This window comes from Nocardia sp. NPDC102475 (assembly GCF_055584605.1).
Genome location: NZ_JBVJLS010000002.1, coordinates 424689 through 443972, shown reverse-complemented (window position 1 = coordinate 443972; position 19284 = coordinate 424689). Strand labels below are relative to the sequence as shown.

The 19284-nt window shown below is 67.5% G+C and carries 14 protein-coding genes; 9 read left to right on the top strand and 5 right to left on the bottom strand.

Annotation, left to right across the window (positions count from 1 at the left end; all coding sequences use genetic code 11):
* Positions 1–48: 48 nt before the first annotated feature.
* Genes ACZ60G_RS05245 through ACZ60G_RS05235 form a run of 3 tightly spaced genes read left to right on the top strand, consistent with a single transcriptional unit; the run spans position 49 to position 4315 of the window.
* A complete protein-coding gene (locus tag ACZ60G_RS05245) occupies positions 49–1104 on the top strand; it encodes a hypothetical protein (RefSeq protein WP_465807452.1) in 1056 nt (351 codons plus the stop codon).
* On the top strand, positions 1101–1934 hold the full coding sequence (locus tag ACZ60G_RS05240; protein ID WP_465807451.1) for a hypothetical protein: 834 nt from the start codon (positions 1101–1103) through the stop codon (positions 1932–1934). The genes ACZ60G_RS05245 and ACZ60G_RS05240 overlap by 4 nt, the downstream gene beginning before the upstream one ends.
* Positions 1931–4315, top strand: a complete 2385-nt coding sequence (locus tag ACZ60G_RS05235) for a serine/threonine-protein kinase (RefSeq protein WP_465807449.1) — start codon at positions 1931–1933, stop codon at positions 4313–4315. The genes ACZ60G_RS05240 and ACZ60G_RS05235 overlap by 4 nt, the downstream gene beginning before the upstream one ends.
* A 127-nt stretch (positions 4316–4442) precedes the next feature.
* Here the strand turns inward: ACZ60G_RS05235 and ACZ60G_RS05230 are convergent, their stop codons facing one another.
* Entirely contained in the window at positions 4443–6392 is a 1950-nt protein-coding gene (locus ACZ60G_RS05230) for an FHA domain-containing protein (RefSeq protein WP_465807447.1), read from the bottom strand.
* A gap of 412 nt (positions 6393–6804) precedes the next feature.
* Positions 6805–7752 (bottom strand): SDR family oxidoreductase, encoded by a 948-nt coding sequence (locus ACZ60G_RS05225; RefSeq protein ID WP_465807445.1) that lies wholly within the window; start codon positions 7750–7752, stop codon positions 6805–6807.
* Positions 7753–7873: 121 nt separating this feature from the next.
* Here ACZ60G_RS05225 and ACZ60G_RS05220 point away from each other — a divergent pair, with 121 nt between their 5' ends.
* Both ACZ60G_RS05220 and ACZ60G_RS05215 read left to right on the top strand, forming a co-directional pair.
* Complete coding sequence (locus ACZ60G_RS05220) at positions 7874–8545, top strand: TetR/AcrR family transcriptional regulator (protein ID WP_465807443.1); 672 nt, start codon at positions 7874–7876, stop codon at positions 8543–8545.
* Positions 8546–8550: 5 nt separating this feature from the next.
* The gene (locus ACZ60G_RS05215) at positions 8551–9093 is read left to right on the top strand and encodes a GNAT family N-acetyltransferase (RefSeq protein ID WP_465807441.1); all 543 of its coding nucleotides are present in this window, start codon (positions 8551–8553) and stop codon (positions 9091–9093) included.
* A 2-nt stretch (positions 9094–9095) separates the two neighbouring features.
* Here ACZ60G_RS05215 and ACZ60G_RS05210 read toward each other — a convergent pair whose 3' ends face one another.
* Positions 9096–10649, bottom strand: coding sequence for a glycerol-3-phosphate dehydrogenase/oxidase (locus tag ACZ60G_RS05210; RefSeq protein WP_465807439.1), 1554 nt, complete (start codon positions 10647–10649; stop codon positions 9096–9098).
* A gap of 28 nt (positions 10650–10677) precedes the next feature.
* Positions 10678–11286, bottom strand: coding sequence for a TetR/AcrR family transcriptional regulator (locus ACZ60G_RS05205; RefSeq protein ID WP_465807437.1), 609 nt, complete (start codon positions 11284–11286; stop codon positions 10678–10680).
* Positions 11287–11438: 152 nt separating this feature from the next.
* On the opposite strand from ACZ60G_RS05205, the gene ACZ60G_RS05200 reads away from it, so the two are divergent.
* Both ACZ60G_RS05200 and ACZ60G_RS05195 read left to right on the top strand, forming a co-directional pair.
* On the top strand, positions 11439–13016 hold the full coding sequence (locus tag ACZ60G_RS05200; RefSeq protein WP_465807631.1) for an FAD-binding oxidoreductase: 1578 nt from the start codon (positions 11439–11441) through the stop codon (positions 13014–13016).
* Complete coding sequence (locus ACZ60G_RS05195) at positions 13013–13969, top strand: YegS/Rv2252/BmrU family lipid kinase (RefSeq protein WP_465807435.1); 957 nt, start codon at positions 13013–13015, stop codon at positions 13967–13969. Before ACZ60G_RS05200 ends, ACZ60G_RS05195 begins: the two co-directional genes overlap by 4 nt.
* 10 nt (positions 13970–13979) lie before the next feature.
* Here the strand turns inward: ACZ60G_RS05195 and ACZ60G_RS05190 are convergent, their stop codons facing one another.
* On the bottom strand, positions 13980–14582 hold the full coding sequence (locus ACZ60G_RS05190) for an AAA family ATPase (RefSeq protein ID WP_465807434.1): 603 nt from the start codon (positions 14580–14582) through the stop codon (positions 13980–13982).
* Between the two features lie 491 nt (positions 14583–15073).
* Between ACZ60G_RS05190 and ACZ60G_RS05185 the strand changes: the two genes are divergently transcribed.
* The gene (locus ACZ60G_RS05185; protein ID WP_465807433.1) at positions 15074–17752 is read left to right on the top strand and encodes a valine--tRNA ligase; all 2679 of its coding nucleotides are present in this window, start codon (positions 15074–15076) and stop codon (positions 17750–17752) included.
* Positions 17749–19209, top strand: coding sequence for a bifunctional tetrahydrofolate synthase/dihydrofolate synthase (gene folC, locus ACZ60G_RS05180; protein WP_465807432.1), 1461 nt, complete (start codon positions 17749–17751; stop codon positions 19207–19209). Before ACZ60G_RS05185 ends, folC begins: the two co-directional genes overlap by 4 nt.
* Positions 19210–19284: the final 75 nt, after the last annotated feature.

The following is a 19284-nucleotide window of genomic DNA, read 5'->3' as shown; positions in this document are numbered from 1 at the left end:
GGGCTTTACCATTGCTACTGATCAAATCGCTGATCTGAGGCATGGGCGATGGGGACGCTGGCGGCAATTCCGACGCGTGCCGGCGGGGAGCGTCGGCACGCGGCGTCTCGGCGCGCGAAATTCGGTGTTCGGTGGGGGATCCTCTGTTCTGCCGCACTGTTGGTCGTGGTGGCGCCGGTCGGGTTCGGCGGGGTATCGGCCTTCGGTGTTCCGGCATCGGGGGAGCCGACTTCGCCGGTGGTTTCGCCGTCACCTACGCCCGGGCAGCACGGGGCGGGGACGCGGGATGGGTCCGCGGCACAGTCCAGCACGGCGGTGCCGGATGACAATTCGGACGGTGGCGGAACCCGCGACGGGACCGGAACCCGCGACGGAACCGGGACGCAGACGACGACCAGCCGGGTGCCGACCGATCCGTGCGCCGGACGGTCGTCGGATGGGTGCGCCGGACCGACTTCCGATCCCGGACAACCACGGCTGCCCGATATTGTGCTGCCGCCGATCACCGTCACCTTCCCGCCGACGCCACAGCAGCCGATCACGCCGAGCCCGCAGCAGCCGATCACGCCGGACCCGCCTGCGGATTCGTCCACTACGGTGCCGCCGCAGCAGCAGACACCGGAGAACCCGCGGCCGCCGAGATCTCCGTCGAATAAGCAGCCGGAGGTGGTTGTGCCGACCGTTGGGCCTGCGCCTATGCCGGCGACTGTGTCGCCGGCGCCGCCGGTTGCGCCGCAACCCGCGGCGCTGGAGCTCACACCCACGGCCATCGGGCTCGGTGGCGATGTCACCGCGGCCGGATCGGGGTGCGATCCGCAGTCGCAGGTCAGCTTGCTGGTCGGGGAGACGCCGGTGGGTAATGCCGTCACCGGAGCGGATGGCGGGTTCCGGGCACCGCTGGGGCTGACATCGATCGAAGTCGGGCGATACGAGGTGACGGCGCGCTGCGGTCGCACGCTCACCGCGCCGCTGGATGTGGTGCTGGTCAGCCGGGTCAGCTCCGCCACTTCGACATTGACGGTGATTCTGTTCTTCTTGTTGATCGGTGCCTGGTTCTACGGGCATCGGCTCGTCTCGCACCTACCCGCGCGGAGGGAACCATGATGCGAGCCCGTGTCTCGGCGGCCACGCGAATTATCCTGCTGCCCAGTGTGTTCGCCCTCGTGCTCGCCGGATTGTTCGCGGCGCCGGCCGCGGCCAAGCCGCAGGGTGTCGACATGTCGGCGACCATCGACGATCGCGATATCGCCGAAACCTCCGCCACCGAACCGCTACGGCTGCAACCGAACGGCACCATCCGGGTGGCCGTCGCGTTGACCAACAACAGCGATGGGGCGTTGCGTATTCGGCGGGTCGATCTGGCCGGGCATGTGCTCGGACTGACGTTCTTCTCGTACTCGACCGCCGTCGAATTGACCATCGCACCGGGAAGATCCGAGGCGCTGAAGTATCGGCTCGATCTGACCGGACTCGAGGGACAGGCGACCGGACTGATCGTCGCGGATTTGGCGGTGATCGGCGACGACGGCGCACCGATCGCCTCGATACCGCTGGACACCGATGTGCGCGGCTCGTTGTATTCGGTATACGGACTGTTCGGGATCGCATTGGCGGTGCTGACCGCGCTCGCCATTGCCGATGCGGCGCTGGCGATTGCCCGGCACCGGCTGTCCACCAACCGGTGGCAGCGCGGGTTGCGGTTACTTGCGCCGGGTATCGGCATCGGATTGATATTCGGATTCACCGCATCGGTGTTGCGGTGGTGGGTTCCGGATACCGGATTGTGGCTCGCGGTTGCCGGTGTGGCGGCTTCGGTCGGCTTCTTGCTCGGATACTGTTCGCCGACACCGGAAGTCGAGGATCTCGCGCCGACCGAGGAGGACGAAACCGCCGATGTGGAAACCGTGCGCATGCCGGATGAGGCGACATCTTGACATCTGATACCGGCCGATTGCGGGCCGTGCTGCCCGCATATGACATCGGCGCGCAGGTCGGCAGGGGCGGATGCGGTGTGGTGCTCGCTGGTACGCATCGTCGGTTGGGGCGACCGGTTGCCATTAAGCAGATTCCACCACAGTTCGCGCACGACGAGCAGGTGCGGCGCCGGTTCGTTGCCGAGGCGCGCCTGCTTGCGTCCATCGATCATCCGCATGTGGTGCGGGTTTTCGACTACATCGAGGCCGATGAGCTGTGCCTGTTGGTTATGGAGTATTTGCCCGGCGGGACCGTTGGCAGCCGGTTCGCGACCGAGGGATTCGACGCGGCTACCGCGGTCGCGGTCGGGCTGGCGTGTGCCGCGGGGTTGGAAGCGGCGCATCGCCACAAGATTCTGCACCGGGACGTCAAACCGTCGAATCTGATGTTCGGTACCGGCGGTGCGATAAAGCTGACCGATTTCGGGATCGCCAAGATCGTCGGTGGAGATCAGACATTGGTGACCAGAACCGGTGAGATCGTCGGAACTCCGTCCTATATCGCACCGGAACAAGCACGCGGACAGCCGCTTTCGGCTGCCACCGATGTCTACGCGCTGGCGACGATGCTGTATCAGCTGCTGTCCGGGGTGCTGCCGTTTCCGCCGAACGAAGATCATCTGGCAACGCTTTTCGCACACGCCTTCGGTCACCCGATACCGCTCATCGAGGTCGCACCCGGCGTGCCGGAGCCGATCGCCGATGTGGTGATGCGCGGCCTCGCAACCGATCCCGCCGATCGTTTCGACACCGCCGAACTCTTCGGGATCGCTCTCGCCGAATTCGCAGCCTTGTGCTGGGGTGGCGATTGGCTTACGCCCGTGGGTATTCCGGTCATCGGTGCCGACACCATCATCGCCGCCGCGACCGGGAGCAGCCGCGCCGCCGGGCGATCCGGTGTTCAGACGCCGAGAGCGCAAGGCGGGCTTGGGCAGGCGGCTGTCACGCAGCGGACAGGCGCGCCTGCCGTGGGTTTCGGACCCCGCACGCCGGTAACCGCCGACCCCACCCTGCCTCCGATCGGCACCGGCCATGGGGTGATTCCCGCTGAGGTGCCACCCGCTTCGTCGGCCCCGACCGAAATCTCGCCGGGCCCGGACGGTACGGATTCGGTTCCGGGTGGACCGATATCGCCGGTGTCACCAGTGCACGGAGGTATCACGAGTGGTTCCGAGCAGTTCGGCGCTGCGACACCAGGTGCACGGACCGCGCCGGGGGCGCAGGCTTCGGGAGGTGCGACGCCAGGGCCGCGGCCTGTATCCGGGTCGTCCGCGTCGGAGTCGCCCGCGTCTGGGGGGCCAACACCGAGAGATGCGGCATTCGGGGCGCGGCCCGGTTCGGGGTCGTCGGCGCCTGAGCCGCCCGCGTCGGGACCGCCCGTGTCTGGGTGGCCTGCGGCGGAACCGACCGGGTTGGGGCGGGGCGGGGCGGCGCCGGTGTCGGCCCGACCGGTGCCGCCGTCGTCCGGAAGGCCGTTGCCTGGACCGTCCGGGGCGGCGCCCTTGCGGCCGCCGATGGTCCGGGTGCGCCCCGTGCATGGGTTGCAGGACAACGGTGTTCGGTTGGCTGATGTCGATCGGCGGGATCTGGTGCCGATCCGCGATGTCGTCAGCTTTGCCTCGCCGTGGCCGTTGTTCTTGGTGGGTGCGTTGCTTGCGGCGGGTGCTTGTGCGGTTGCGGTGCTCGGGGTGGGTGCGCCGGCCGCCGGAGGGGATCTGGTGCATGGCACGGTCACCGTTGCCGGTATCGATGCGACGGGGCCGAATCCGATCGAAGTCGATTTGTCGGAGCCGATTCCATTGCAGGTCAACGGAATTGATGTCGACTCCGCCGTGCTCACGGTGGAGGTATTCGGCGTGCGGCTGGGTGGGGATCCGGTGCCGCTGCAGCCCGGTGGCGTGGCCGACCTGCCCGATCCGGTGAACTCACATGTGCTGGCCGGAAACCTCGACGGTGAGCTCACGCTCCTGCGCAGTGGAACCGAAATCGCCACGCAGAGAATAGAATTCCGCACTACCCAGAACCCGACACGCACCGCGGCGGCGGCGGTGATCGTTGTCCTCGTCCTGTTCGCCGTGGCTTACCTGGAGTCCAACACCCGCACCTTACGCCGCGGCCACGGCGGCCTCGCCAATATCATCGGCCTGTCCGCGAGTTCGGCCATCCTGTCCGCCGCCGTCGCAGGTGGCGCCTGGATTCTCCGCGACACCCCGCCCACCAGCACCACCCTCGCCGTCGCTGCGGTACTCGCCGCCGGAGCCGGGGTCGCCGCCGCACTAGGCGCACGACGAATCGGCAAGCGCCACCGCTTCCTTCGCCGCGCACGACGCGACAACCGTTAACGCAGTGGCCCCGCGAATGTGCTGAACGGGACGGCACGGGAGCTGTGCGCGTTGCCGTGGCGGGTGCCCGAGTGTGCCTCCTCCATCGGGCAGGTCTGGTGTTGGTCCGGCCGTTGGTACGAGCTGCTCAGGAGCGGCGGCGTTTGCTGGTGGCCTCGGTCGGGTGTTTCGGGTGGGCCTCGGTGCGGTAGGTGAGGATGCGTTGGCCTACGCGGAGGCTCCAACCGGGATGTAACTCAGTGGGGGTGGTGCCGATGCGGGTCCATTCGTCGGCGCCGGGGGCGGCGATGAAAGTGCCTGCGGGGGTTGCGGCGTCGCGGACGTAGACCTTGCCGCGGTCGACCGAGACATAGGCGTGCACCCGCGAGACGTGGCGGTCGCGCGGGACCGCAAGGGGCGTGGCAGTGGCGGCACGTACCGTCTCGTCGATCATCGGGCTGCGGCCTACAACGTACGGTCGGTCCAGCGGAAACGCGGAGCCATCCGCGAGAACCAGTGCGCCGACTGGCTGCCCCGCCCGCGAGTTTTCCGGGTTTTTCGCGCTGCCTACCGGTCGCAATGGCCGCGGTCGTACCCCTTGCAGCGCCGGAATCTTGTGCAGTGCAATCGGTTCCGGCCGCGCTGCCACACCCGACCGTGTTCCAGCGGCCTCATCGCGTTCCTGGGCGGACATGGCCTGGGTGCCGATCTCCTCCGGCGCGCCTACCTGCCCGGATTCACCGGACGATGCCGAACCACTCGGCCGCGCCTCCGATGATGCTTCGTTCGGCTCGGCATCGGCCGTCGCCCCGGCGCGCCCGGCCTTATCGCTCGCCTCGCCGAATCCCACGGCATGCGCCGCCGATCGTTGCGAGGACCGGCCCGAGTCCGTCGATCCGGTGGGGCTTGCTTTTTCGGTTGGCTTGTCGTGTGCGGTGGACTCGGCGCCGGATTGCGGGGACCGGCCAGGGTGTATCGATCCGGTGGGGCCTGCCTTTTCGGTCGGCTCGTCGTATTCGGCGGGCTCGGCGGCGGATCGTTGCGGAGACCGGGAAGAGCGCGCCGACCCAGCGGACGGATCGGCTTCGGTTGACCGCGCGGGGGGCTTCCGTAGGTATCCCGTTGGGCGGGCGGATCCAGTGGCGCGCTCCAAGCTGGTGGCTCCGGCGGATCCTGTGGCTTGCGCCGCGCCAGTGGGCTGGTCAGTTGTGGTGGGTCGGGCGTAATTACCAGCCGATGCCGAATCTGGTCGCTCTCCCTGCGCGGCGGACGGTGCAGCGGAGCGTTGCGTTGATTCGGATGAGCGCACGATCTCGGCGGCTCGTGATGAGGCATGGGGCTGAGCCGATCGCGGCGAGCCTCCCGGCTGTCCATGGGCGGCGGACGGTGCAGCGGAATGTTGCGTTGATTCGGATGAGCGCACGGTCTCGGCGGCTTGCGCGGAGGCACGAGGCTGAGCCGACGTGGCGGGTCGGGGCGTGCCGACGCGTCGGCCGGTCTGGGTGGGTTCGGATTTCGCGGTCGGCTCGCGCAGGGCTTCCAATCCGGCCGGAGCGGTGGGTGGCGGCTCGGCGGTGGGGGTGGCGGTGGTGCGGGCTCGGGTGGCTGGGGATTTTCCGGTGCGGCGGGTCGCTATGCGCAGGACGAAGCCGCTGCCGGGGACGATGCCGGCGCGCAGGTCGGTGCGTGGGATTTCGTGGATCGGGAAGGCGGTATCGGCGCCAACCGAGATCCGGCGCACCGGCTCTCGCACGATTTCGTCTACCCAGGTGAACGCGCGGGCTCCGGAGAGTCGCCGGGTTCCCTCCGCGCCTTGGATCTCCGCGCTGACCTGTCCGCGCAGCAGAATGACGGTGCCGTCGGCCGTCGGTGCGATGACGCCGAACGGTGGCGGTTCGGAATTGCCGCCGAAAACCACCGCGGCCAGCCGCTGCGCGATCGCCGCCCCGGGATGGCGCGTATCGGCCACGGCCTCGATCGCACCGAGTATCCGGTCCGTGGAAGGGGTTTCGCCCGCGAGATACACGACAACCGCACCGAAACGTGCGATCAGACCATCGCCCAGCGCAATCCCCACCGTCGACGCGTCATTCCGCACTCGCGCCTCCTTCCCGGACCACTACCGGCGTCCAGCATAGAACGTGCCAAGCACCCGACACCGGCCCTCGACGAACCGCGAGCGCGCACGCGCAATGATCTTTATCCGCTCCGATCGACGAAGTGTCGTGCATCACTCGATGCCGCGCATCCAACGGCTCCCTCGCGCAAGTGCTGCCCGCTGCGAGCTAGTACCCCGTCCTGATGGGTTGCCGCGCCATCAGGTCCGGTTCGCTCGCCGCGAGCAGTCGAAACGCGGCACGACACGTCCTGCGGCACCGCCATATGACTGCGCTCGACGGATCGCGATTGCCTCAGAAGCCGGCTGGACGCAGGCGATCGGCGAACGACCAAGGCGCACGATTTGATCCATGTGCTGGATCGATCTGGCGCGCACCACCAGCCGGGAAGGTTCAGCCGGTGAACTCGGATGCATGGTCTTCGAGCCAGGTGGTGAAGGGCCGTGCGGGATGGGCGGTGAGGGTGGTAACGGTGTCGGTGATCGGGGTCGGGACGCCATCGCAGCGGCGCCAGTAGTCGAGGAGCCCGTCGGCGTAGTGGGCGGGGATGAATTCGGCCACCTCCTGTTTCCACGCGTCGGGGGTGACGTGGGCGATGGTCGCGGCGCGTCCAGTGACCTTTGTGATCAGGTCGATCTGTGCGGTGAACGTCAAGGTCTGCGGACCGGTGAGGGTATAGACACCACCACGATGGTCCGGTTTCGTGAGCAGCGCATGGGCGCACTCGGCGACGTCGAGTTCGTGGATCGGATCGATGTAGGCATCGGGGTAGGGGAGGCTGACCGGGCGGTCGGCCTTGATCGCGAACGACCAGCCGCGGGCATTGCCCGCGAAAGCGCCGGGACGCAGCACGGAGACGGTCATCGCTGCGTCGGCGAGTCCGAGCTCGGCATCGAGGTGGGACTTTGCGACCGGATTGGTGCTCGCATCCGGATCGAGCACCGCGGACGAGGACAGCAACACGATGTGATCGACTCCGGCTTCGGCTGCGGCGGAAACGAATTCGGTGCTGCACTCGGGTTCGGCATACAGGAACACCGAGGTGACGCCGTCGAGCGCGGCTGCGAAGGTGCCTGGGTCACGCAGGTCGCATGCGACGGCGGGCAATCCTGCGGGAAGTTGCTCAGGGCGTCGGGAACCGACGCGGACGGCGTGGCCGTCGGCGTGTAGCAGGGATGAGAGATTGGTGGCGACCGCGCCGCGGCCTCCGGTAATGAGAATCATGAGGTGTCCTTGGGGGCAGTTCTGTTGTTCGGCCTGAGCGTGGCGCGATAGCAGTCGCACCAATGCGCGGCTGATCAGCGTGATCGGGGCGACGATCGCGAAGTACGTGCGCCTCACCTGAGCCGACCGTGCGGACGTGCACCGTCGTGAGGCGGCTGCATGGCGAGTTGCGGGTGAACCATATGAAACGAACACTGTTCGTGTCAAACGGTGTTCGTCAAGGCGTATGCTCCGGAATATGAGCGCCACACCCGTCAGCCGCCGGGCCCGTCCCGCGAAGGCACCCCTCAGTCGTGACGTCATCATCGAAACCGGTCTGCGCATCCTCGACCGCGACGGCTTGGCCGCCCTCACCATGCGCCGTGTCGCGCAGGACCTCGATACCGGTGCGGCCTCGCTCTACGTCTATGTCGCCAACCGCGACGACCTGATGGCCGCCATGCTCGACCACGTGCTCGGCATGGTGCCCGAGCCGACCGGCGACACCTGGCGCGACCGCCTCACGACACTGGTCGAGACGACCGTGGACGTGATGTCCAAACACGAGGGACTCGCACTGGTCGCGCTCGGCTCGATACCGACGAGTCCGAATGCCCTGCTGATCGTCGAGCGGCTACTGGCCCTGCTCGCCGAGGGCGGCGTGGACCCGCAGACCAATTCCTGGGCCGTCGACCTGATCTACCTGCACATTTCCGCGCAGGCCGTGGAGCAGAGCGCATACAACACCAGGGACGCCAACGAGCAGGACTATGTCGCCGAGGTCGCCCGGCACTTCGCCGAACTCCCCGTCGACCGATACCCGACGCTGGTCGGCATGCGCGAACAGATGCTGGCAGGCGGCGGCGACGATCGGTCCCGCTGGGCGCTGCGCGCACTGGTCAACGGCATCCTGGCGACTCCGGTCGAATGAATGTCGTGGGAGAATCGTCCATGCGGATGATTCGACCGGCGGTCGAGGACGACCTGCCGACACTGCAAGATATCGAGCGTGTGGCGGGTAAACCATTCGCCGACATCGGCATGATGGCCGTTGCCGATGACGAGCCGCCGTCACTGGATACGCTCCGGGACTTCCAGCGGGCGGGCCGCGCCTGGATCTACCCCGATGACGCGGGCCGCCCGATCGGCTATCTGATCCTCGGAATCGTGGACGGTAACGCCCACATCGACCAGGTCTCGGTGGATCCGGATCACGCGGGCAAGCGGATCGGCAAACGGCTCATCGATCATGCCGTGCGCTGGGCGAAAGCCCAAGGGATGCAGGCGATCACGCTGACCACCTTCGTCGATGTCGCCTGGAACGGCCCGTACTACGCCCGGCTCGGCTTCCGCTTTCTGACCGCCGCCGAGGAGACCGCGGAACTACGCGAAATACGTGCCGCCGAGGCCGCGCACGGCCTCGACCTCTGGCCGCGCGCCGCCATGCGAGCCGAACTCGACGCCTGGCAGTTGGACTGAAGCTAATGCTGCCGCGCGAAGGCGGCCTCCGCCGCGGGCATGGCCGCGGCGCGGTCCTCGGGGACGAGACCGATCCGGCTGCGGCGGTCCAGCAGGTCGTCGGTGTCGAGGGCGCCTTCGTGAGTGATCGCGAAGGCGAATTCGGCTGCGGTGACGTCGATGCCGGGCGCGACCTGGCCGGCGAGGGCGGGATTCCGGTCCGCCAGCTCTACTACGGCCGCAGACTCGCTGCCGTAGCGCTCGACCAGCACGGTCGGGGCGTTGATGCGGTCGCGTGCTGCGCCGGAGACCGCGCCGACCAACGGAAGTCGCTTGGTTCGGCACGGCCCAGCGGTGAGGTTGCCGTGCGCGATGGCCGCGTCGACGGCGTCCTCGGCCATCTGGCGGTAGGTGGTGAGTTTGCCTCCGACAATGGTGACGACGCCGGTGGGGGAGTGCAGGACCGCGTGCCGGCGGGAGATATCGGCGGTGCTGTTGGCGGATGTCTTCAGTAGCGGGCGCAGTCCGGCGTAGGTTCCGCGAATATCCTTGCGGACCAACGGTTCTCGGAGAGCGGTGTTGATGGTGTCGAGAAGGAAATCGATTTCCGCTTCGGTGGGCTTCGGCTCGTCGGGGACCGGACCGGGGGCGTCCTCATCGGTGAGACCGACGTAGATCCGGCCGTGCGCGGCGGGGAAGGCGAAGACGAAGCGGCTGGTGCTGCCGGGTACGGGGACGGTCAGCGAGGCGGTCAGACCGCCGAATGATTCGGCGTCGAAGACCAGGTGGGTGCCGCGACTCGGACGGAGTTCGATGCTCGGGTCGACTTGGTCGGCCCAGACGCCGGTGGCATTGATGACGGTGCGCGTCCGGACGGACATGGTGTCGCCGGTCAGGGTGTCGCGCAGGGTGGCCGAATCTCCGGTCACATCAAGGGCTTCCACGCGGGTAAGGACCGTCGCGCCCTGTGCCGCCGCGGTACGAGCCAGCGCCACTACCAACCGCGCATCGTCCACCAACTGTCCATCCCAAGCCTGCAGGCCGCCACGCAACCCGTCGCGACGCACGGTCGGCGCCAACCGCAGCGCCTCGGCGGTGGCGACCCGACGCGAACGCGGCAGTGTCGCAGGCGAAGTGCCCGCACTGCGGCGCAGTACATCCCCGGCGACGAAGCCCGCGCGAATCAGAGTCCGTTGTGCGATACCGATTTCCGGAAGCAGCGGCACCAGCTGCGGCAGGGGGCGAACGAGATGTGGTGCGGTGGTGGTGATCAGAATCCCACGCTCGACCGCACTTTCGTGTGCGATGCCGACCTGCCCGCTGGCCAGATACCGGAGTCCGCCGTGCACCAGCTTCGAACTCCACCGGCTCGTGCCGAACGCCAGATCGTGCCGCTCCACCAGCACGGTGCGCAGCCCGCGTGCGGTGGCATCGAGCGCCGCACCGGTGCCGGTCACGCCGCCGCCGATTATCAGCACATCGATTTCGCCACCGTCGCCGAGGAGCTGCAGCTCACGGTTGCGGCGTCCGGCATTCAGCGCGGAATTGCCGTGGGCATCAGCCGAATTCGCGGTCATTACAATCCTTTTCGATGGCGTACGGAGGTCATCGCGCCTTCTCGACGGGAGCCAGGTAGCCGTCGATCGCACGGGTCAATTCGGTATCGAGCGCCGGCCCGGCCAGCAGCGGTGCGACCGTACCGGCCGATTGCACCGCCGATTGCGCGATGAGCAGCAGCATTGTCGCCATCTGTTCCGGATCACCCGCGCGAATCGTGCCGTCTCGGTGGCCTTCCCGGATGCCCGCACTGAACAGCTCGATCAGCGCGCGCTGGTTGCGGCCGAGGCGGCCGAAGACATAGGTCAGCATCAGATCGGTATCGGTGCGAAAGATCTTGCCGAACAATGGATTCGAGCGAATCGTCGCCGCACCCGCGACCACGCCCTCGACCAGCCTGGTGCGCGCATCGCCCGCGGCCGGCATGGTGTCGGCGACGATCGCGCGCAGTTCGCGCACCAGCAGTTCGGCCACCAGCGATCCGGTATCGGGCCAGCGCCGGTAGACGGTGGGCCTGCTGACGCCGGCGCGGCGGGCCACCTCGGTGAGTGTGGTGCGGCGCACCCCGAACTCTTCGACGCAGGCCCTGGCCGCGTCGAGGATCGCGAGATCGGTCGCCGAGAGCGCGTCATCGGGGGCGGACGCTGCGGAGGTCATCGAGTATCACCACCATGTCTGATCGTTACTGCTTGACAGTCTATGTCAAACTGTAACGCATGGTCGAGACGCAACAGCACACCGACGAAATCGGATCGTCCGGGACCGGGGCGCCCGCCGCAAACCCGGGCGCGCCGACGTACGCGGCGAGTATGGTTTGGGACGCCTGGGGCATCCCCGCCGGACACAAGCCGCTTTCGGCTTCGATTCGGAACCTGTTGACGCAGGTATTCGGAGTGTCCGGTGACCCGGTGGCGCGCCGCGATGAGGGCGATGTGCCGCTACGCGAGTCGACACTGACGCCGGCTCAACGGGACGGGTTGGTCGCGGTGGTCGGCGTGGGCAGCATTTCGGTCGACCACTACGATCGTCTGCTGCACGCGGGCGGTAAGAGCACCCCCGACCTCCTGCGTCGTCGCGCCGCCGTTCCGCAGGACGCTCCGGATGCCGTCGTCTTCCCCGCCGATCACGAGCAGGTTCTCGCGGTGCTCGGTTACTGCGCCGACAATGCCATCGCGGTCGTCCCCTTCGGCGGCGGTACCAGCGTGGTGGGCGGCGTCGATCCGGTCCGCGGTCGCTTCGACACAGTGATCGCGCTGGATCTGCGCCGCCTGGACGGTATTTCGGAGATCGACCCGGTCAGCGGCACCGCCACCCTCGGCGCGGGACTCACCGGCCCCGCGGCCGAGGAACTACTTGCCGCCCATGGACTTTCGCTCGGCCATTTCCCACAGAGCTTCGAATTCGCCAGCATCGGCGGATTCGCCGCAACCCGGTCCTCCGGTCAGGCATCGGCGGGCTATGGCCGCTTCGACGACATGGTCCAGCACCTGAAGATCGCAACTCCCAGCGGCACCATCGAACTCGGCCGCGCACCCGCCTCCGCCGCGGGCCCGGACCTGCGTGAACTGTTCGTCGGGTCGGAGGGTGCGCTCGGTGTGATCACGGAGGTCACGCTGCGGGTGCATCCGATGCCGGAGACCATCGAATACCAGGCGTGGTCGTTTCCGGACTTCGAAACCGGCGCTGCCGCACTGCGTTCGGTGGTGCAGGCGGGCGCCGCGCCCACGGTGCTGCGGTTGTCCGATGAGGTCGAGACCGGTGTCAACCTGGCGCGCTCCGCCGATATCGGCGGCGAGGCGGTGGCCGGTTGTCTGGCCATCACCACCTTCGAAGGCACCGAGGCACATGTCGCGGCCCGCAGCGCCGAGGCGGGCGCATTGCTCGCGGCGGCGGGCGGGAATGCGCTGGGAAAGACCCCGGCCGAGGAGTGGGAGCACGGGCGTTTCGCCGCGCCCTATATGCGCGATGCGCTGCTCGATCTCGGCATGCTGTGCGAAACCGTGGAAACCGCGACCACCTGGTCGAATCTGGCCGAGCTCAAGGCAAAGGTGACCGCGGCGCTGACGGATTCGCTTGCCGAGCAGGGCACCCCGCCGCTGGTGATGTGCCACATTTCGCACACCTATCCGACCGGGGCTTCGTTGTATTTCACCGTCATCGCCAAGCAGTTGGACGATCCGATCGCCCAGTGGCACATCGCGAAACGCGCGGTCGGTGACGCGATCGTGGCCGCGGGCGGCACCATCACCCACCATCACGCCGTCGGCACCGACCACCGCCCATGGATTCCGGACGAGATCGGCGATCTGGGCGTGCGCGTGCTGCGCGCGGTGAAGCGGGAGTTGGACCCGGCGGGCATCCTCAACCCTGGAAAGCTGGTCCCGTGACACAGGATTCGCGCCCGGTGCGTGCGGTCACCGTGGTGACCAACCCGCAGTCCGGTGTCGGCAGAGGGCATGAGGTGGCCACGGCTGCGCTGGCGCGCTTCGCCGCAGAGGGGGTCGAGGTCACCGAGGTGCGCGCACCCTCGGCCGCCGAATCCGTACGTCAGGTGCGGGATTCGATCACCGGAAGCGCCAAGCCGGACGCGGTGGTCTGCATCGGCGGTGACGGGTTGATGAACGTCGTACTGGAAGCCATCGCGCAGACGGGCATGCCGCTCGGTTTGGTCCCCGCGGGCACCGGCAACGATCTCGCGCGCGAAATCGGCGTGCCCACCAACGATCCCGTCGCGGCCGCGGACCTGATCCTCGGCGGTCGCACCCGCACCATCGACCTCGGCCGCATCGAATCGCCCGCGCCCGGATTCACCCCCAAGTGGTTCGCCACCGTCACCGGAACCGGCTTCGATGCGCGAGTCACTTTGCGCGCCAACGATATGCGCTGGCCCAAGGGCCCGCTGCGCTACACCTTCGCCGCACTGGCCGAGATATTCGGCCGCTTCACCGTGCCGTACCGAATCGAGCTGTCCGGCGTCGTGCCCGGTGCACTCGACAATCCCGACGCCGACACCGTCATCGAGACCGACGCCGTCATGGTCGCCATCGGCAATACCCGCACCTACGGCGGCGGCATGCGGGTCTGCCCGGACGCGGTCATGGACGACGGGCTCCTTGATCTGACTGTCGTAGGCGCGGTTTCGCGCCTGGATATGCTGCGCCTGCTGCCCGCTCTGTCGGCGGGTAAACGGATCGATCACCCGGAGTCCAAGCAGTATCGCGTCGCTCAGGTGACGCTGACCGCTCCCGGCGCTCCCGCCACCGCAGACGGCGAACCGGCAGGCACTCTGCCCGTCTCGCTCCGCGCGGTTCCCGGCGCGCTTACCGTGCTGGTTCCATGATTGCTACTGGTCAAGCCGCGAAACTGACCCGGCCCAGGTGGTCGATGGCGGTCCGGTCGAGGACGACCGCCGACACCGGCGCGGGCGGAGGTGGACGACCGGAGTCGACAGCGCGGATGAGGCGATCCCAGCGTCGGCAGTGCAGGGTGAAGAAGACCGGATTGATCCGGCGTCCGCGGGCGTGCTGACCGGCGCGCGCGACACCGGCGGGTACATCGAGCAGGATCACGTGTAATTCCCGGCCGTAGCGTCTCGCCCAGCGGCCGATCATTCGTCTGGCCCAGCCGAAGGTGGCGCAATCGTGGATCACCACCGGTCCGGCACCGTCCCGCAGCGCGGCCCGGATTCCGGCGTAGTGCGCCACATGTACCACCGGCCGCCACAGCGGATACGGGAGCCGACCGAGCTTGTGCCGCCATCGATTTCGGGAATGGTGCGAATCGAGCACCACCGTGCCCGCGGGGCCGCGCGGCGGCTCCTCGGCATCGGCCTGCGCGCCGAACAACAATCGCAACGCCGTACTCTTGCCCGCCCCCGGAATCCCGGCCACGAGCAGTGCCGTCCTCGCTGGATACCGCAGTTCCTCGATCGTGCGGCCGCGCAGATCGCGCACGGAATCCGGTGTTACGACACGGATACGGGGAGTCGCGGTTGCGAACCGGGATAAGGCGAATCAAGCGGAGGGTTCACCTCTTCCAGGCTCCCCAGCCCGATTCGATCAGGCAACCGGGAAAACCCTGATTCTTGCCGGCTATTTCAAGAGGTGGGGTACCGTCCGTCGCGCCCACGGGTCACCCCACTGCGGAGCCCTACTCGCGCACAAGCACAGCCGGGTTGTCACTGCCCTTCCAGTCGGTGCGGGGTCCAGGGTGTCTGGGCATAAGACGCGCCGTCAGGGGCGGAGAAAGTGCCGTTCCGGTGACCGCGTAATGAACTCGTCAAGAAGCTGAGAATTAGTTGTGGATTCGGGGCTCGGGCCGGTTTCGGCGGTAAGCTCTCCGGGTGTAGGCGGAGTCTTCGGTGTCCCTCATCCACCGAAGACTCCGCCGCTTTTATGCCCCGGCCCTTTTATGAGCTCAGCGGGCATCCCACTAGAATGCCTGGGTGACCAGCGCAGCCCCTGACAACCCGCGTAATCGTGCCGATGCCCTCCCCAAGAGCTGGGTTCCCAGCGAGGTGGAGGCCGAAATGTACGAGCGCTGGGTAGCGGCTGGTTACTTCGCCGCCGACCCCGCCAGTGACAAGCCCGGTTACTCGATCGTGCTGCCCCCGCCGAACGTCACCGGCAGCCTGCACATGGGCCACGCGCTCGACCACACCCTGATGGACACCCTCTCGCGCCGCAAGCGCATGCAGGGTTACGAGGTGCTGTGGCTGCCGGGCATGGACCACGCGGGCATCGCCACCCAGACCATCGTGGAGAAGCAGCTCGCGGTCGACGGCAAGACCAAGGAAGACTTCGGCCGCGAACTGTTCATCGACAAGGTCTGGGACTGGAAGCGCGAATCCGGCGGACAGATCCAGTGGCAGATGCGCGCGCTCGGCGACGGCGTCGATTGGAGCCGCGACCGCTTCACCATGGACGACGGACTCTCGCGGGCCGTGCAGACCATCTTCAAGCGCCTATACGACGCGGGCTTGATCTACCGGGCCGAGCGTCTGGTCAATTGGTCGCCGGAACTGCGCACCGCCATCTCCGATATCGAGGTCAAATTCGAGGATGTCGAGGGCGAGCTGGTTTCGCTGCGCTACGGCTCGCTGAAAGACGATGAGCCGCATGTGATCGTGGCCACCACCCGGGTGGAGACCATGCTCGGCGATACCGCGGTTGCGGTGCATCCGGAGGATCCGCGCTACAAGGATCTGATCGGCAGCACCCTCGAACATCCGATCACCGGACGCCAGATCCCGATCATCGCCGACGACTACGTCGATCCTGAATTCGGTACCGGCGCAGTGAAGATCACCCCAGCGCACGACCCCAACGACTTCGAGATGGGCCTGCGGCACAACCTGCCCATGCCGAGCATCATGGACGAGCGCGCCCGGATTACCGGCACCGGAACCGAATTCGACGGCATGGACCGGTTCGAAGCGCGGGTCAAGGTGCGCGAGCGGCTCGCGTCCGAGGGCCGGATCGCCGCCGAGAAGCGGCCGTATCTGCACAGCGTCGGACATTCCGAGCGCAGCGGCGAGGCGATCGAACCGCGCCTTTCGATGCAGTGGTGGGTCAAGGTGGAGTCGCTGGCCAAGGCCGCCGGTGACGCGGTTCGCAACGGCGACACCGTGATTCACCCGACCAGCCAGGAACCGCGCTGGTTCGAATGGGTCGACAACATGCACGACTGGTGCATCTCGCGGCAGCTGTGGTGGGGCCACCGCATCCCGATCTGGTACGGCCCCGACGGCGAGGTGGTCTGCGTCGGTCCGGACGAGACCGCCCCCGAAGGCTGGGTGCAGGACCCGGATGTGCTCGACACCTGGTTCTCCTCCGGCCTGTGGCCCTTCTCCACCATGGGCTGGCCCGATTCCACCGAGGAGCTCCAGAAGTTCTATCCGACAAGCGTTCTCGTCACCGGCTACGACATCCTGTTCTTCTGGGTGGCCCGGATGATGATGTTCGGCACCTTCGTCTCCGACGATCACGTGCTCACCGCGGGCAAGGGCGGCGCGAAGCAGGTGCCGTTCAAGGATGTGTTCCTGCACGGCCTGATTCGCGATCAGTACGGCAAGAAGATGTCCAAGTCGCGCGGCAACGGCATCGACCCGCTGGACTGGATCAACTCCTACGGCGCTGACGCGCTGCGCTTCACGCTGGCGCGCGGTGCACAGCCCGGCGGCGACCTCTCGGTCGGCGAATCGCATGCCCTCGCCTCGCGCAGCTTCGTGACGAAGCTGTTCAACGCCACCAAGTTCGCGCTCATGAACGGCGCGCAGCCTGGCGCGATCCCCGATCGTTCCGAACTCACCGACGCCGACCGCTGGATCATCGATCGGCTCGAACAGGTTCGCGCCGAGGTGGATTCGGCCTTCGACGCCTACGAATTCGGCAAGGCGTGCGAGGCGCTGTACCACTTCGCCTGGGACGAGCTGTGCGACTGGTATCTGGAACTGTCCAAGGTGCAGTTCGCCGCCGGTGGTTCGCGCGCCGAGTCGACCAGCATCGTGCTCGGCAATGTGCTCGACGCGGTGCTGCGGCTGCTGCATCCGGTCATCCCGTTCGTCACCGAATCGCTGTGGCTGGCGCTGACCGGCGGCGAATCCGTCGTCGTCGCCACCTGGCCGGAGGCCACCGGTGTGGCCACGGATGCGATTGCCGCACAACGGGTTTCGGATGTGCAGCGCCTGATCACCGAGATCCGTCGCTTCCGCAGCGATCAGGGGCTGGCCGATAAACAGAAGGTGGCAGCCAAGCTGATAGGCCTGGACAACGCGGGCCTCACCGAACTGCACGATTCGGTGACCAACCTGGCCAGGCTCACCGAGCCCGGTGCCGAATTCGCCGCGACCGCCTCGGTCGAGGTGCGCCTGAGCGGGTCCACCGTGACCGTCGAGCTCGACACCTCCGGCGCGGTCGACCTCGAAGCCGAACGCCGGCGCCTGGAGAAGGACCTCGCCGCGGCCGAGAAGGAATTGGCTACCACCACAGCCAAACTCGGTAACGAGGCGTTCCTGGCCAAGGCGCCGGATCAGGTGGTCGACAAGATCAAGGGACGTCGCGATGTCGCCGAGGGCGAGGTCACGCGGATCGGCGCCCGGCTCGCGGAATTGAGCGGCAAATGAACGCCGAACCGGAACCCCAGTACGCCGACGACGAGCACCCGAAGCGGCGGCTCGGCTCGGGACCGTCCCCGGTGGATCTGGCCGAAATGGCGTTGGTCGAGGCGGAGTTGGATCGGCGCTGGCCGGAGACCAAGATCGAGCCCTCGCTCGCCCGCATCGCGACGCTGATGGATCTGCTCGGCTCACCCCAGCAGAACTATCCGGCCATCCATATCGCGGGCACCAATGGCAAGACCTCGGTGACCCGGATGATCGATGCGCTGCTGACCGCGCTGCACCGGCGCACCGGCCGGATCACCAGTCCGCATCTGCAGCTGGCCACCGAGCGGATCAGCATCGACAACGCGCCGATCACCCCGGCCGAGTACGTGGAGACCTACCGCGGACTGCTGCCCTATATCGAAATGATCGATAAGCAGTCCGCCGCCGCCGACGGTCCGGCCATGAGCAAGTTCGAGGTGCTCACCGGTATGGCCTATGCCGCCTTCGCGGAGGCGCCGGTGGATGTCGCCGTCGTCGAGACCGGCATGGGCGGCCGTTGGGACGCGACCAATGTCATCGATGGACAGGTCGCGGTGATCACCCCGATCGGGCTGGACCACACCGACTTCCTCGGCGACGATCTCGCGTCCATCGCGGGGGAGAAGGCGGGGATCATCAAACGCGCCCCGGAGAGCCTGGTGCCGCGCGATACCGTCGCCGTCATCGCCGAACAGGAACCCGAGGCCATGGATGTGCTGCTGCGCCGGGCCGTCGAGGTCGATGCCGCGGTGGCGCGCGAGGGTTCGGAGTTCCGGGTGCTGGCCCGCCAGATCGCGGTCGGCGGCCAGCAGCTCGAATTGCAGGGCCTCGGCGGGATTTACGACGAGATCTTCCTGCCGCTGCACGGTGAGCACCAGGCCCGCAATGCGGTGCTCGCGCTGGCCGCGGTCGAGGCGTTCTTCGGTGCCGGTGCGGATCGGCAGCTCGATATCGAGGCCGTGCGTGCGGGCTTCGCGAGTGTCACCAGCCCCGGCCGGCTGGAGCGCATGCGCAATGCCCCGACCATCTTCATCGACGCCGCGCACAATCCGGCGGGCGCGCGGGCGCTGGCCGCGACGCTGACCTCCGAGTTCGACTTCCGCAAGCTGGTCGGCGTCGTCGCGGTGCTCGGCGACAAGGACGTGGCGGGCATGCTGGACGCGCTGGAGCCGGTATTCGACGAGATCGTCGTCACCAACAATGGTTCGCCGCGCGCCATGGATGTCGAACGCCTCGCCGACCTTGCGGTGCAGCGCTTCGGTGACGAACGAGTGGTCACCGCCGAGACCCTGCCCGATGCCCTGGAAACGGCCATTGCCATCGCCGAAGAGGTCGGCGATGCGGGCGAGATGGTTTCCGGTGCGGGCGTCGTGGTAACCGGATCCGTGGTCACTGCCGGTGCGGCGCGCGCCCTGTTCGGGAAGGACCCGGCATGAGCGTCAGGCCCGGAGGAGGCAGCGTGCGTAACCACGGATGGCCCCGCGAATGCCGCAATGAACACAGCATGAGTT